This window comes from Bacillus sp. AFS037270 (assembly GCF_002585305.1).
In genome coordinates, this window is the sequence record NZ_NUNF01000020.1 from 66,691 (window position 1) to 81,921 (window position 15,231).

11 protein-coding genes and 1 pseudogene are annotated in these 15,231 nt (G+C 37.9%); 6 read left to right on the forward strand and 6 right to left on the reverse strand.

The genetic code is table 11. The annotated features are described in order from the left end of the window. Nucleotides 1-57: 57 nt before the first annotated feature. Entirely contained in the window at nucleotides 58-1,527 is a 1,470-nt protein-coding gene (locus COD92_RS10695; RefSeq protein ID WP_255286746.1) for an NCS1 family nucleobase:cation symporter-1, read from the forward strand. 330 nt (nucleotides 1,528-1,857) lie between these two features. Here the strand turns inward: COD92_RS10695 and COD92_RS10700 are convergent, their stop codons facing one another. Further along, a complete protein-coding gene (locus COD92_RS10700) occupies nucleotides 1,858-2,295 on the reverse strand; it encodes a hypothetical protein (protein WP_255295270.1) in 438 nt (145 codons plus the stop codon). Nucleotides 2,296-2,435: 140 nt separating this feature from the next. Next, nucleotides 2,436-3,131, reverse strand: coding sequence for a response regulator transcription factor (locus tag COD92_RS10705; protein WP_098996290.1), 696 nt, complete (start codon nucleotides 3,129-3,131; stop codon nucleotides 2,436-2,438). Between the two features lie 280 nt (nucleotides 3,132-3,411). Between COD92_RS10705 and COD92_RS10710 the strand changes: the two genes are divergently transcribed. Both COD92_RS10710 and COD92_RS10715 read left to right on the forward strand, forming a co-directional pair. Further along, nucleotides 3,412-5,058: a flavin-containing monooxygenase gene (locus COD92_RS10710; RefSeq protein WP_098996291.1), complete on the forward strand. Its 1,647-nt coding sequence runs from the start codon at nucleotides 3,412-3,414 to the stop codon at nucleotides 5,056-5,058. Nucleotides 5,059-5,116: 58 nt separating this feature from the next. Next, entirely contained in the window at nucleotides 5,117-6,061 is a 945-nt protein-coding gene (locus COD92_RS10715; RefSeq protein ID WP_176550424.1) for an alpha/beta hydrolase, read from the forward strand. 51 nt (nucleotides 6,062-6,112) lie between these two features. Here COD92_RS10715 and ndk read toward each other — a convergent pair whose 3' ends face one another. Beyond that, complete coding sequence (gene ndk / locus COD92_RS10720) at nucleotides 6,113-6,574, reverse strand: nucleoside-diphosphate kinase (protein ID WP_098996292.1); 462 nt, start codon at nucleotides 6,572-6,574, stop codon at nucleotides 6,113-6,115. Between the two features lie 201 nt (nucleotides 6,575-6,775). Beyond that, on the reverse strand, nucleotides 6,776-7,546 hold the full coding sequence (locus tag COD92_RS10725; protein WP_098996293.1) for an IclR family transcriptional regulator: 771 nt from the start codon (nucleotides 7,544-7,546) through the stop codon (nucleotides 6,776-6,778). A gap of 336 nt (nucleotides 7,547-7,882) precedes the next feature. Between COD92_RS10725 and COD92_RS10730 the strand changes: the two are divergent. Continuing rightward, nucleotides 7,883-9,045 (forward strand): annotated as a pseudogene (locus COD92_RS10730) (Gfo/Idh/MocA family protein). 159 nt (nucleotides 9,046-9,204) lie between these two features. On the opposite strand, the gene COD92_RS10735 reads toward COD92_RS10730, so the two are convergent. Beyond that, entirely contained in the window at nucleotides 9,205-10,686 is a 1,482-nt protein-coding gene (locus COD92_RS10735; protein WP_255295271.1) for a S8 family peptidase, read from the reverse strand. A 462-nt stretch (nucleotides 10,687-11,148) separates the two neighbouring features. On the opposite strand from COD92_RS10735, the gene COD92_RS10740 reads away from it, so the two are divergent. Together COD92_RS10740 and COD92_RS10745 are read left to right on the forward strand one after the other, a co-directional pair. After that, nucleotides 11,149-12,726, forward strand: coding sequence for a bifunctional metallophosphatase/5'-nucleotidase (locus COD92_RS10740; RefSeq protein ID WP_098530537.1), 1,578 nt, complete (start codon nucleotides 11,149-11,151; stop codon nucleotides 12,724-12,726). Nucleotides 12,727-13,020: 294 nt separating this feature from the next. After that, nucleotides 13,021-13,851 (forward strand): alpha/beta fold hydrolase, encoded by an 831-nt coding sequence (locus COD92_RS10745; protein ID WP_098996294.1) that lies wholly within the window; start codon nucleotides 13,021-13,023, stop codon nucleotides 13,849-13,851. A gap of 113 nt (nucleotides 13,852-13,964) precedes the next feature. Here COD92_RS10745 and COD92_RS10750 read toward each other — a convergent pair whose 3' ends face one another. Then, entirely contained in the window at nucleotides 13,965-15,104 is a 1,140-nt protein-coding gene (locus tag COD92_RS10750) for an MGDG synthase family glycosyltransferase (protein ID WP_098996295.1), read from the reverse strand. Nucleotides 15,105-15,231 lie beyond the last annotated feature (127 nt).

Genomic DNA, 15,231 nt, shown 5'->3' on the forward strand with positions numbered 1-15,231 from the left:
ACTTTTTGAGAATCCAATCCACCTTTCTATGGCGTGTCAAAAAAAGGAGTGAATACCATGCGAACGATATCAATGGAAGATCAAGATTCTTTAAAAGTAAAAGATCCCTCTTTATATAATGAGGACCTTGCACCTCTTAATAAGGAAAAGAGGAATTGGAATTGGCTGAACTATACGACAGTGTGGATGGGGATGGTCCATAATATAGTCGCATATGAAACAGCAGGAAGTTTGCTTGGGTTAGGAATGAGTGTCTGGCAGGCTCTAGCAACCGTGATAACGGCCAATATTATTCTTATTATAGCGATGTGGCTAAATAGTGCAGCGGGTGCTAAATACGGGATCCCTTTCCCGGTTCTGATTCGTGCTTCTTTTGGATACAAAGGGGCACAGCTTCCGATCATTATAAGGGCATTTGTAGCGATATTCTGGTTTGCCGTTCAAGCTTACTTAGGAAGTAAAGCAGTAGGAGCTGTTCTAGGTGCATTAATACCAGGCTGGAATAGTTTGTCGTCCATTCATATTTTAGGTATGGGGCTAAATGATGCCCTTGCAGTTGCACTTTTCTGGATATTACATGCATGGGTAATCTCACATGGCATGGAACGAGTTAAATTTTTTGAGCTATGGGCAGGCCCACTTGTAATTGTTTTAGGGTTAGCTCTTGTTATTTGGGCAATAACAGTATCGAATGGATTAGGACCACTTTTTGATGAACCAGCAAAATTAACGGGTGGTGCATTTTGGAGTGCATTTGGAGTTTCGATTACCGGACTGATTGGAACGTGGGCTACCTTAATACTGAATATACCGGATTTTACTAGGTTTGCACGAAGTCAAAAAGATCAAGTTATCGGCCAGGCAATTGGATTACCAGGTACAGCGATTATTTTTGCTATTATGAGTATTATTACAACTTCGGGAACCATCATTGCTTTCGGTAGACCCATTTGGGATCCAGTCGAATTGCTTCAGCAATTTGGAAACCCGTTTGTTTTATTCCTGGGAGCTTTTGCATTGCTCATTGCTACCTTATCTGTAAATGTAGCAGCAAACGTTGTTTCACCTGCCTACGACCTAGTAAACTTATTTCCGCAAAAACTTAACTTTGTAAAAGCCGGACTCATTTCGATAATGGTTGCCTTATTTTTTGCACCCTGGCTATGGTACAACAACTCAGGAACCATTTTTAATGTTCTAGGGGCAATCGGTGGAGCACTTGGGCCTGTCGGTGGAATCATGATTGCTGATTATTTCCTAGTTGCACGCAGGAAATATGATTTAGCTAGTTTTTATAGAAAAGACGGACTATACGAGTATACAAATGGTTGGAATGTTAAGGCACTAATTGCCCTAGTAATAGGGCTGATAGCATCATTTATTGGATTAATTATTCCAGCATTGAAAGAGTTGTACACCTATTCTTGGTTCTTAGGGATTGGTATCGGATTCATTGCTTATATTTTGTTAATGAAATCAGATAAAGTGTCGGAATCGAAGCTTGAAAATGTAGAGACTACGATTTAAATTGTCTTTCAACACTTTCTATTAGTGTAGCAATTGTCCGTGATATTTTTAACTTTACGTGCCAGGTCGCCAAAATTTTTAATAAGTGTCAGCCCATATACTCTTGGATTAACTTAGGTAATTTCTGAAGGTGCGAAACAAACGCCGTACTGTAAGAGACGGGCCTTTGTTGGTTACTATGTGTATTATTTATCCTATTTAATGTGTAAAACCTGCTATTAACTCAAGAACTTAAAAACGTTAATAGCAGGTTTTTAATTTGAAGATGATAGACCGATTTAAATTTTTAGTCGTTCTTTTTTGGGTTATTGGATATAATGTGCCGATACATTATTCGGAGAACTTTTGTTTTCGTTCATGTAATATTTCTTGAATAATTTCAATATGGACGGAAGCCCAAGATTTTTCATGAAAGTGAAGAATCACACTTACAGTAAGAATAGTTATGTAAGCAAAAACAAAGATGACCCAAAGAAAACTACCTTCTTTGAAAAGGAATTCTTGTAATTGTTTTGAAAATAAGAAGAAGAGCCACGGTGCTGAAGATATTAGAATTGGAATGATTCCGGAACCATTTTTTTCTTTTATCATACAATAATAAATTTTTTTTAGTGTTTCGCTATCAATAGAAATATAAAATTTTTGAATATCTTCTACTTCTATAAGTTCTTTTATAGATTTGAAAGGTTTTTTGTTGTTTGAAGCTCTTTTAAGTTTTAGATAGATTTTATGAGCATCCCCACGTAATGAAAACATAGTTTTTTCCATTTTCCTCCATCGAAAAATCATTACTAGAAGGCTTTACAAATACTGTTTCCTCTATACATGGTTCAAAGAAGTTCTGTTGTATGAAATTTGCTTTAATGCTCAAGCACTTGGTCTATAAAGAAGTAGGTACAATTAAGGAATTAGGAAATAATCCCCTGCCGGAACAGTTCCGCAACCGCCTGTACCCTATTTTGTACACCCAATTTCTTAATAGCTGATTTAACATACTGATTGATGGTAACTTCACTAAGGGCCATAGTATCGGCCATTTCCTTTGTACTCTCCCCCCAGGATACCCTTTTCATCACTTCAAGTTCTCTTCTGCTTAATAAATTGGCAGCATCCGGTCCGTTTGTTTTTTCCATAATTTTGCCAACCTGACGACCATATTGGGTAAAAGAAGTGAGTAATTGATCGTTAATGTTTGCGTTATTTTCAAACTCGTTGGTGCAAATATATCCAATTGCTACTGAGCTAAAACAGATGGGGACAACTAAGAAGGAGTTTACATTTGATGAGGTTATGTATTTACTGTTCACTTGTCGAAGGTATTCAATGCCACTACAATACTTTGCCCTCCTTTCATAAAGGGCCGCGTATATAACGGGCAAAGAGCGAATATCATCCCTTATATCCCGAATGTGAAGGAGCCCATCAGGATTAATCGAGATAATACCTTCTCCAAGAAAGCCTAAATGGGAGTACCTAAATAAAAATGAGTTTTTAACAGGAAAAAGGTTCATATAGATTTCGAGTATTTTATAAAGTTTATCTTCATGTGTTTGAGCTTCTTCTAAATCTTGAATATTATCTAAAATGGTAGAATTTAATGTCACATTATCACCTTCATTATAGGGATTTAATACATAGAAAATTAGGAATATTCAAATTATACGAAATATATTAAACTTTAGATAGACTTTCTTAGAGCATTTCTTGAAGATTTTTAAATTTTATATAAGAGGGGGAGTGCTATTAATTTCTGATGTATTTCAATAATTGGAACCGTTTACATTTAATAAGTATTTTAACTCAGGAAAAATGAGCAGACATGTGCTGAATACCTATACTCAGATGTAATCATTAAAGGATAAGAAAATGAGGAGGTAGAGAAAAATGGCATTAACTCAAAAATCGAATTCTCTCATTGAACTGGATGCAGTGATCGTTGGGGCTGGATTTTCGGGATTGTATCTGCTTTACCGCCTGCGTGAAGCAGGTTTTTCAACCCGTATATTTGAAACTGGCGACAATGTTGGTGGTACATGGTATTGGAATCGCTATCCAGGTGCCCGCTGCGATGTAGAAAGCATCTATTACAATTACACTTTCTCTGAAGAACTCCTCAAGGAATGGACGTGGTCCTCTAAATATGCTGAGCAGCCGGAAATCTTAAGCTACATTAATTATGTTTCTGATAAGTTCGATTTGCGCCGGGATATCCAATTCAAGACACGTGTAGATTCTGCGCACTTTGATGAAGAGAAGAATAGATGGGAAGTTCACTTGAATAACGGTCAGACGGTATCAGCTCGTTACTTTATTACAGCAGTTGGTTGCTTATCAGCTTCCAATGTACCGAAATTTAAAGGGCTGGAGAGCTTTAAGGGTGAATGGTATCATACCGGACGCTGGCCACATGAAAAAGTGGAATTTAAAGGGAAACGGGTAGGAGTTATCGGTACGGGATCCAGCGGCATTCAGTCCATACCTGTCATTGCCAAAGAAGCAGAACACCTCACTGTTTTTCAGCGCACTCCTCAATATAGTACTCCAGCTAGAAATGAACCAAACGACCCGGAATATATTAAACAAGTTCGAGAAAATTATAGTGAAATTCGAACCCAAATGCGCTCTTCTCTTACAGGGATACCAGCAGTGCCTCGTGACCGCTCAGCGTTTGACGATACTCCGGAAGAACGGCGCCGGACCTATGAAGCTGCTTGGGAAAAAGGTGGACTTCTTACGATTTCTTATTCTTATAATGATTTAAGTTTAACATCTGAAGCAAATGAAACCGTTGCAGAATTTATTCGCACTAAAATACGAGAAGTGGTAAAAGATCAAGAGGTAGCAGAGAAGTTACTTCCGAACTTTTATTATGGTACCAAACGCCCGATCATTGATACTGACTACTTCGAAACGTATAACCGAGAAAATGTAACCCTTGTTGATGTGAAAAAAGCACAAATTGAGGAAATTACACCAACTGGTGTGCGGACAGCAGATGCTGAATATGAACTTGACATGATTGTGTTTGCAACGGGCTTTGATGCCATGACAGGTCCATTGTTTAAAATAGATATCCGTGGTAGAGATGGAGTGTCACTAAAGGAAAAATGGGCAGGCGGAGCAGAAACAAGGACATACCTCGGAATCGGAACAGCCGGTTTCCCTAACATGTTCATGCTTACGGGACCTGAGAGTCCTTCTGTACTTAGTAATATGATGGTATCGATTGAACAACATGTCGAATGGGTATCGGATTGCATCAACTATATGTGTGATAACAATAAAGAAGTTATCGAGGTGAATGTGGAAGCTGAAAATGCCTGGACCAAGCATTGCAGAGAGGTTGCCGAACCAACTCTTTATGTAAAGACGGACTCATGGTATATGGGTGCAAATATTGAAGGGAAGGCGCGCGGGTTCCAGATTTATCTCGGTGGAGTGGGCCCTTATCGCCAGATTTGTGATGAAGTTGCTGAAAAAGGCTATGAAGGGTTCATGTTGAAAGCTTCAGAAGAAAGTGTTGTTAAGTAATATACTTGAGCATTAATCCTATATCAATCTTTAATAATCTTTAAGGGGGAAACGAATAATGGCATTAGATCAACAAGCGAAATTCTTATTGGAACAAATGGAAGCGATGGGAGCTCCGGCAATGCATACATTAACACCTGAAGAAGCAAGACTGACGACTGATTTTAGTGCTTTGGCTGGAGAGCCTGAGGAAGTAGGGAAGGTAGAGGATAGGACGATACCTGGTCCTGAAGGAGAGATACCGGTTCGTATTTATACACCAGACGGAGATGGTCCTTTTCCTGCATTGGTTTATTATCATGGCGGCGGATGGGTCATTGGTAATTTGGATACAGTAGAAGTGCCTTGCCGAATGCTGGCCAATAGATCAAGCTGTGTGGTAGTTTCAGTAGACTATCGATTGGCTCCGGAGCATAAATTTCCGGCAGCAGCGGATGATTCGTATGCAGCAGCCAAGTGGGTGGTTGAAAATGCTGCCTTCATTCAGGTCGATCCTAATAGAATTGCTGTCGGCGGGGACAGTGCGGGCGGAAACCTAGCCGCTGTTGTAGCGAAAATGGCAAGAGACAAGAAAGAAATTCGATTGGCTTACCAAATGCTGATCTATCCTGTTACCAACCATTCCTATGCAACGGAGTCCTATACTGAAAACGCTGATGGTTATTTACTAACAAAAGATAGCATGATCTGGTTCTGGAATCATTATTTAAGGAATGAAGAGGATGGCAAAAATCCTTATGCTTCTCCTCTGCAAGCGAATGATCTTAGCGGACTTCCTCCAGCATTGGTTTTAACAGGGGAGTTTGACCCCCTCCGTGACGAAGGAGAAGCTTATGCAGAAAGGTTAAGAGAAGCTGGGGTTCAAGTAGAGGAAACACGATATGACGGTATGATTCACGGTTATTTCTGGATGCCGGGTGCACTCGAACAAGGAAAGAAAGCAATAGAGCAGGCTGCATCAGCTTTAAAGCAGGCTTTTCAAGGCAGTGTAGCCTCAAAATAATGTTTTAGAAAGAAAAGGACACTTCCGAGAATGGAAGTGTCCTTTGTGTCATTAAACAGATTTTCGATCTTCGAAAGGAAAATCATCTCTTGAGATTCGTTTCTTCAGGAGCCCAAAGAAATTTTCAATTTCACGTTCTGCGCTAAGAATAGAATCAGAGCCATGGATAACATTTTCTTCTTTTGAAAATGCAAAGTCACCACGGATGGTGCCTGGCATAGCTTCCGATGGGCTTGTCTTTCCTATCATTAGACGAGAAACCTCTACTATATTTTCTCCTTCCCAGACCATGGCAAAAACAGGACCTGAGGTAATGAAATCCACTAATTCACCGAAAAACGGCTTTTCCTGATGCTCCATATAATGATACTCAGCTTTAGTGCGGTCCATTGTCATTAGCTCTGCATTCAATAAGGTAAAACCTTTTTGTTCAAAGCGTCTGAGAATTTCTCCGATTAACCCTCGCTTCACCCCATCAGGCTTTACCATTATAAACGTGCGCTGTAAACTCATACGATCACCTCTTGAAAAATAGATATTTGATGAGAACCACCAGACCAGTACAATATTAGCTGATCGCTTTTTTAATGTGGATTCTTCACATCATCCATTATGGGGAAAAATCTCAGAATTCAAACCATTCATCCTTTAACGAAATAACAACACATTTCAAAAGGTCTATTTAAGCAGCCGCACAACTTGGTTCATTCTTCATTATTTCATTTCAAAGTGCTCGTTGATTTTGTGACAAGTATGAATGAGTGCTTCTGCCAGCCTTTCTTCATGCCCGTAGAATCGGGTGGATGGAAGTGGAATGGAGACCGCACTAATATTTCCCATGTGATCAACAACAGCTGCGCCCACGGCACAAATTCCAGGAATGTGTTCCTCCCTTGCAAAACTAACTCCCTTTTTACGAACCTGTTCCAACTCCCTTAACAGTTCATCCCGAGTCGTTATGGTATGCTCCGTATACTGTTGCATATGCTCAGGTAACAGTTTCTCTACCTCAGCTAAAGGTAAGGAGGCGAGTATCGCTTTTCCATTTGCTGTACAATGCAATGGAAAAGATGCCCCTGGTTGTGAAGTCGCCTGCAATGGATGTGGAGCGATAATCTGATCTACAAACAGTACCTTTCCATTTTCCAATACGGAAAGGTCAACCGTTTCATTGATTTGATGTGATAAGTTTAATAAAAATGGCCGGACTTCTTCTCTTAAATCACTATGGACAGCGCCTGCAAGCATGGCAATCTCTGGTCCAAGACGGAACCCTCCATTAATAGAAGCCGCTGCAATAAATCTCTCCTGTTCAAGTGTATTAACAATTCTTTGAACGGTGGATCTGGCCATGCCCACTTCTTTAGCAATTTGCGATAAGCTTAATCCTTTTGGATGAGCTCTAAGAGTCCTCAGTATATTAGCCGCACGAGAGATTACTTGAACATTAGATGTTTTAGTTTGATCTTTTTTATCGATGTGCATAAGTATGTACGCCTCCCTGTATATCTTATTTATTATAACGGATGTTTGAATTGTTTTTACCGATTAGGAGCAAGAGCTGTATAAATAAAGTGGTTGGTAAATCCCCCGTTGAACCGATGCTCGTTATACTAGCTTTATGTGTGGAAAGATGAATAGATCGTAATTGACATGTAATTTAAACATTCATTATAATGAGTGTAACCACAATATGATACTAGTGTACCACTATGCGGTTATTTATTAAATCTATCATTTGCAAAATTCGAATAAGAATGAAGGTATTATTTCCTAGATTTATATAGTTTTTCAACAAAATTCAAAAAATGAGGGAATTAGATGAGTGTGGTTAAAATTGGTGTAATCGGAATAGGAAATATGGGCAGCTCGCATGTACAAATGATAAATAAAGGTCAAATTAAAGGAGCGGAGTTAACTGCGGTTTGCAGCAGTAATGAGAGCCGAATCGAATGGGTAAAAACCCATATAAAGGGAGAGGTGAAAATTTCAAGGATGTAGAAACCTTTTTCAATGAATCAGGAATCGATGCTGTACTAATAGCAACCCCGCATTACAGTAATCCAGAACTAGCCAAAAAGGCATTTGCGAAAGGGAAACATGTCCTAATTGAAAAGCCGGCGGGCGTCTACACCAAGAATGTGCTGGAAATGAATGCTGCAGCGAAATATTGTGGAAAAGTGTTCAGCATCATGTATAACCAAAGGGCTAATCCACTTTATCAGAAAGTGCGCGACCTTATTCAGTCAGGTGAATTGGGCGAAATTAAACGTACCAATTGGATTGTTACAGATTCTTACCGTCCACAAAGTTATTACAATTCTAGTAAATGGAGAGCCACCTGGAAAGGTGAAGGCGGAGGAGTTCTATTAAATCAGGCCCTTCACCAATTAGATATTTGGCAGTGGACGACAGGTCTTATGCCAAAGAGTATTCGTTCAGTAACTAGTTTAGGCAAGTATCATGATATAGAAGTGGAAGATGATGTAACAGCCTTTGTGGAATACGAAAACGGGGCGACAGGTGTGTTCATTGCTTCAACAGGAGAAGCACCGGGTACGAATCGCCTTGAGATTGTTGGAGACCGCGGGAAAATTGTAGTTGAAAATGAAGAACTTACTTTTTACCAATTAACACAATCAGAACGTGAATTTAATTCTTCGTATACAGGAGGTTTTGGCCAGCCTAAATCTAAAAAAATGAAAATACCAGTAAAAAGTGATAATGCAAATCATGCAATTATTGTTCAAAACTGGATAGATGCCATTGTTAAGAATTCACCTCTACTTTCGCCTGGGGAAGATGGAGTAAAGGCATTAGAAATTTCAAATGGAATCTACTTATCTTCTTGGCTAAACGAAAGGGTAGAGTTGCCGGTAGACGCAGACCTTTATTATGAAAAGTTGCAAGAGAAAATTAACGCTTCCACATTTGAAAAAAAGCAAGTAACAAATACTACATTAGATGTAACTGGGACGCATTAATGACGCATTAATGACAGCAAACTACGCAAAGAATAATAAACTGTTACGATTCAACCGAGTTTACATATGAGATCAAAAATTACCTTTCTACTTTTGGAAATGAACCTTTGACAAGATATAAAGGCCCATCTATTTAACAGAGATGGGCCTTACTTTATGCTATTTACCTGTTAAAGCCGTATAAGCATTTGCTTCACCGGCACCATAGTATTGATCATGACCTGGTTTGCCATAATCTAAAGAGGTCTTCTCAATAAGGGCCTCTACCTGAGTTGGCTTCAGGTCTGGATGGGCTGCTTTGATGACTCCAGCAATACCGGCAACCTTCGGCGAAGCCATGGAGGTTCCATGGAGGTAGGCATATCCAGGATGCTCCGGATCAATGGTAGTGAAATAAGGCTCTAAATAAGTTGGCCATGTTGACAATGCACGGTAAGTAAAGTCACGATCATCTAAATTCCCCGTTAAAGCATATTTAGGACCGTTGTCCCCGCCAGGAGCTGCTACCGTAATAAAGCTATTTCCATAGTTTGAATAGAATGCCAATTGATCTTTCGACCATTGATTTGAGGAAGATACTGTAATGACGCCTGGAACTCCACCTGGTGTTTCAATGGTGACGCCTTTAAAAACAAGGTTCGTATCACCATAATTGGCATTCAAATAATCAGTTAGTGATTTTTTATCAACATAGTTTAACGACTCATTACCGGCAGAAGCCACAATGGTTACATTATTACTCACTGCATATTTTACCGCCCGTTTCCAAAGGAGAACATCTGCAATGTCACTATAATTAGTGCCATTGTATTCATATTTTAAATTGTCATAGCCGCCAATGGACATATTCACAACGTCCACTTTATCTTTAGCTGCTTGAATCATTGCTTTAACAATTGGTGTAGTTGGGGCGCTTCCAGAACTGTCAAATATACGGTAAGCCATGATTCCTAGATCTGGACCGACACCTTTTATTTTTCCATTACCCGCAATGGAACCAGCTACGTGTGTACCATGACCTTCACGATCCAGTACGTCCTTGGGGTTTCCTGTTTCAGTCTTGTCATTTCCAGAATAACCTCCTGCCGGAACGAAACTTTGACCGCCAACATAGTTGGCTTTAAGGTCAGGATGATTGGCATCAATACCTGTGTCGATAACACCGACTACAGCCTTATGAGTAACTTTTCCATTTGCTTCTGTACCGCCTGACTCAATTTTAAAGGATTTACCTTCATTCGTTAAATGACGAATATCCCATTGTGAGCCCCAATATGTACCATTTAGATCAGGGTGAAGTGTTACAGGCTTACCGTCAGCTGCAGCCGGTTGCTCGTCGTCCAACTTATAGTGCATTTCTACGTTTGCCGCAATAATACTAGAATTAGATTTTAAATTGTTTAGAAAATTAGGATTCGATGAGCGGACTTCTAATCCGCCGATTTCCGGAATAGCATTTACCACTACGCCTCCGGCATTCTTAATGTCTGTCTGATAGGTTTTAGGTAAAGATGATTGGTTGTAAGCGATGAGGTAGCTTTTAGATGGTGAAGTTGCAGAAGTGTGCAGATTAAAAGATGAGAGAGAGAGTGCTAAGATACTGCTGGCTGCAATCGCCATTCCTTTTTTTCTCTTTTTCAATAGAAAGACCTCCTAAATAATTAATCTAACAGTTCTATTTTAGTCCTACAGCCACTTATTGGATATAGGAACTTCTCGATAAAGAACGACAATTTTATTAGAGACATTCGACTATTGTGCTAAATTCACTAGTAATAGTTCTATAATGTTATGAAATTAGTAATACTAGAATTAGAACAAAACTCATATTAGAAATGAATTTCCTCATGAACCTGGACAGAAGCTTGTCGAAAAAATAAATTTTTTGGATTCCAATAAGTATTTTTTTATAGTGTAATATGTACAAATTTACTGGTGTAATGTTGAATTCTTTTTTAAGTTGAATCTTATTAAAAATATAATTAACACCATAGTGTAATCTGCCCTAACAAAAAATTTGTAACAAAAACTTTACATGCAATTCAAACAGATATAAAATTCCAGAGTTATCCTTAAAGTACATCATGAGGGAGGGATCGGAAGTTGTTAAAATTTCAGATCATGTCTTCTTTAGTCATCTTAGTCTGTATTACTTTTGGTATCTGTATCTTCACGGTATCTTCACACAATCCATCCACAGTGACGCAATCCACATCCAACCACTACGTTCGAGTACAATTGTTAGGTATTAATGATTTTCACGGTCAACTAAACAAGTATCGAAGGGTTTCAGGGTCCATGGCAGGAGGGGCCGAATACTTGGCTGCTTATTTAAAAGTATATAAACGGGAAAACCCAAATACCTTACTTGTTCATGCTGGTGATATGGTAGGAGGAAGTCCCCCCATTTCTTCTCAATTTCAAGACGAACCCACAATTCAATTTTTAAATCTCCTTCACATTGATGTCGGTACACCTGGTAATCATGAATTGGACGAAGGCGTAGCAGAAATGAAACGTCTCATTTTTGGCGGATTCCATGAAAGAACAGGTTACTTTAAAGGCGCCAATACCTCTTACATTTCTGCAAATATCATCGATAAAAAGACCGGTGCATCCTTGTTACCATCATATGTCATTAAGGATATTGACGGAATAAAAATGGGCTTTATTGGTGTGGTCACAACCGAAACCAACATGTATGTAACCCATGAAAATCGAAAAGAAGTAGAAATAGTGGATGAAGTATCAGCAATTAATCGAACAGTTAAGCAATTAAAGGAAAAAGGGATTAAATCGATTGTTGTACTGGCACATATTTCAGCAAAATCGAATCAGTCAGGAACTAATCCCCAAGAAGCTTTAGTGGAGATGGCCCCAAAAATCGATGACGAAGTCGATGTTATTTTTGCAGGCCATAGCCATCACTATGCCAATACAGTTGTAGATGATAAACTGATTGTTCAAGCCTATTCTTACGGGGAAGCCTTTTCTCAAGTGAACATGGTAATAGATCGTTATACCAATGATATTGTTTGGAAAAAAGCTAAGATTATTGTGACTTCACATCATCAGATAGAACCAGATAAAAATACGGTTACTTTTTTAAAAAAGCTTAAGGGAAAATTGGGTAATCAGTTTAATCAAATTATCGGATTCATTCCTGAAGAAATCAGCCGGAAGCAAGATGTAAATGGTGAATCTCCATTCGCGAAAATGATTGCAGATTCTGAGCGGAAAGCCATGGGGACAGAAATTGCCTTTGTCCATCAAGGAGAAATGCGGGGAAGCTTACAGCGAGGAAATATTACTTTAGAAGACCTATATACACAAATGCCATTTGGCCATAGTATCACTAAATTAATCTTAACAGGGGACCAAATTAAATTAGCATTAGAGCAGCAGTGGAGAAGAGATCAGGTAAATAATATGTTACAAACTGTTGGGTTAACGTATAGGTGGGACCCTAATGCACCAATTGGCAGTCGAATTATTATGCTGAAGGACAGTAAGGGTCAAAACCTTCAACCTGACAGAGAATATGAGGTAGCCGTTAGCAATTATTTAGCTTCGGGTGGTGATAGCTTCTCTGCATTCGAAGAAGGTAGAATTGTAGAAACCGGTCCACAAGTTGTGACTGCCTTTTTACACTATATCGAACAAAAGTATCCCATGAAATGAATGGAGAATGAAAACCGCTTTCCTTTATGGAAGGTGGATTTTTTTTATGTTTAGAAACTAATGGAGCAATTGGTGAAATTACAACTGATATTTTATACTTTTTTCATAATTTTCTTACCAATATTGATACAAATGTTCAGGCTAATTAAAACAGAATAGCCACCAAAAAATATTGAAAAAAGGGCACTTCCCAGTGTGGAAGTGTCCTTAACGTATTTACTTTTAATCTGTATCCTCATGTTCTAATTGATAAATAATAATAACTATAATTTAATTCTTGAGGAGTGGAACACATTGTTTGTTAATAGTTTGAATCAAACCTATATTAAAATTGATAATATCAACTTGTACTGTGAATACTTATTGGAGGATAAACCACCAATTCTTCTAATCCACGGCTTTGCTTCTTCTACTTATACATTTCGTCGTATCATCCCCTTATTACAAAAGAAGTTTTCAATAATCGCAGTTGACCTCCCAGGTTTTGGGAAAAGTGAGAAGTCCACTTCGTTTGTTTATAGTTTTGAAAACTATGCGAAGTTAATGATTGAATGTATCCACAAGTTTGGATTTGCTAACACTCATATTGTTGCTCATTCAATGGGCGGTCAAATTGCTCTAAATATCGCGCGAATCGCACCTGAGAAAATTAACAAACTAATTTTATTAAGTAGTTCAGGATATTTAAAGCGTTCAAAAAAACTTCTGATTATTAGTTCATATTTACCCTTCTTTGAAAAAGTCATTCATTATTATATTGGAAGAAAAGACGTTAAATATCACTTGGGGAATGTTTTTTTTAATCAATCATTGATCAATGATGAATTGGTTCGTGAATTCGGTAGACCACTAGCTGAAAAAGGATTTTATAAAGCTTTAATTCGACTAATTCGTCATCGAGAGGGTGATTTATTACCAAAGCAACTTCAGGATATACAAGTCCCCACATTATTAATTTGGGGAGAGGAAGATCGAGTGGTTCCAGTGGAAGTTGGTAAACAATTAGTTCAGGATTTACCCGATGCCAAGTTAATTACCTATGAAAAAACAGGACATTTAATTACGGAGGAAAGACCAGAGCTTGTTTTTAAGAATATATTGATGCATACAAATTATCAATTGTAGTGAATTTCGCATCTTTTATTAAGAGTAAGGGAGATAAGAAAAGCTGACTCAAAAAGGTTGTTAATCAACGACTTTTTCGAGTCAGCTTATTGTTATTAAAAAAATAATGGAATTTAAGAAAGGTTAACTTGTGCTTCTTCATAATAAGGCTCTCCAACTTTCAGAATAAATTGTAGAATGTCTTCAGCTGCATTTGCATTTATAAAATTCCTTTGACAGTTTATAATTTTATTTAGTTTTTCTCCATCATTCTCAAGTAATTTGGTTATTGTCTGCTTAATTTCCTTTGGATTTTTACATACCACTCCCAAACCGAAATTTTCAGCAAATGCAGGATTATCCTCTTCCTGACCTGGCAATGCACCAGTAATGATTAGCGGTGTATTGGAAGCTATTGCTTCAAACATGACATTAGGACTCCCCCTAGTAAAAGCAATATCAGAAGTTAGCATTAAATCTTGGATATTTTGGGTGAAACCATAAATCTCTACTCTATTACCATATTGGGTCTTCAGGGATCTTTCCAGCTTTGTTTTAAGTTTTTCATTTTTCCCGGCTACAAGTTTAACTGTACAATCAAAATGATCAAGCAGGTTTTCTGCTATTTTCTTCATATTTCCTACACCTTCACCACCGCTCATGATCAAGCAATTTAACGATTGTTCCTCTTTAGAGAATTTTCGTTGATTAAAGTTCTTCAGAAAAAATCGGGATCGAACTGGAAATCCTGAAACCTTTATTTTCTCAACCGGAATCCCAAATTCAATACACTTATTTTGGGCTTCAAAAGTGGGGCTAATAATGTAATTTGCCCTTTTATCAGCCCAAAGGGGATAAATGTTTACAAGATCCGCAATTAGAGTAATGAAAGGGATATTTATATTTTGCTTTTCTAAAATGTTCAAGATTGAGCCATTAAAATTAGGATGAACGGATAAAATCATATCTGGTTTAATTTCGGACAGTAATTTAAGAAAATTATCCCTTATAAGGGTTTCAATAAAATTGTCAACTACAGAGGGTTTCAAAGCTGAGAGTTTCCAAATCATCTTCCATAGATGTTCTGAATTTCTTGTTATGGGTCCATAGGATTTTCCTATTTTTAAAAGTAACTGTTTACCAAGCAAAAAGCCATCTACTACATGAATGTTAACTTCATTATGACTTTTGACTCTCTCACAAAGAGATTCTGTTATACTTTTATGTCCATGCCCTGTATGGTCGGAAGAAATAATCAATAATGTCTTTTTCATAATATCAGCCCTTTTTAAGAATATTAAAATTGTAATTTTCATATTAAGATTTAAAAAAATCCATATAAGAAATAGCAAACTTAGATAATATTGTAGATAAAAATAAAACAATTCAAAGGGGCATTAT

What these genes read in the sequence shown, in the direction of transcription:
- COD92_RS10715 (WP_176550424.1), top strand. Translation starts at nt 5,117, where the DNA reads ATGGCATTAGATCAACAAGCGAAATTCTTATTGGAACAAATGGAAGCG.
- COD92_RS10750 (WP_098996295.1), bottom strand. Translation starts at nt 15,104, where the DNA reads ATGAAAAAGACATTATTGATTATTTCTTCCGACCATACAGGGCATGGA.
- COD92_RS10695 (WP_255286746.1), top strand. Translation starts at nt 58, where the DNA reads ATGCGAACGATATCAATGGAAGATCAAGATTCTTTAAAAGTAAAAGAT.
- COD92_RS10710 (WP_098996291.1), top strand. Translation starts at nt 3,412, where the DNA reads ATGGCATTAACTCAAAAATCGAATTCTCTCATTGAACTGGATGCAGTG.
- COD92_RS10700 (WP_255295270.1), bottom strand. Translation starts at nt 2,295, where the DNA reads ATGGAAAAAACTATGTTTTCATTACGTGGGGATGCTCATAAAATCTAT.
- COD92_RS10725 (WP_098996293.1), bottom strand. Translation starts at nt 7,546, where the DNA reads ATGCACATCGATAAAAAAGATCAAACTAAAACATCTAATGTTCAAGTA.
- ndk (WP_098996292.1), bottom strand. Translation starts at nt 6,574, where the DNA reads ATGAGTTTACAGCGCACGTTTATAATGGTAAAGCCTGATGGGGTGAAG.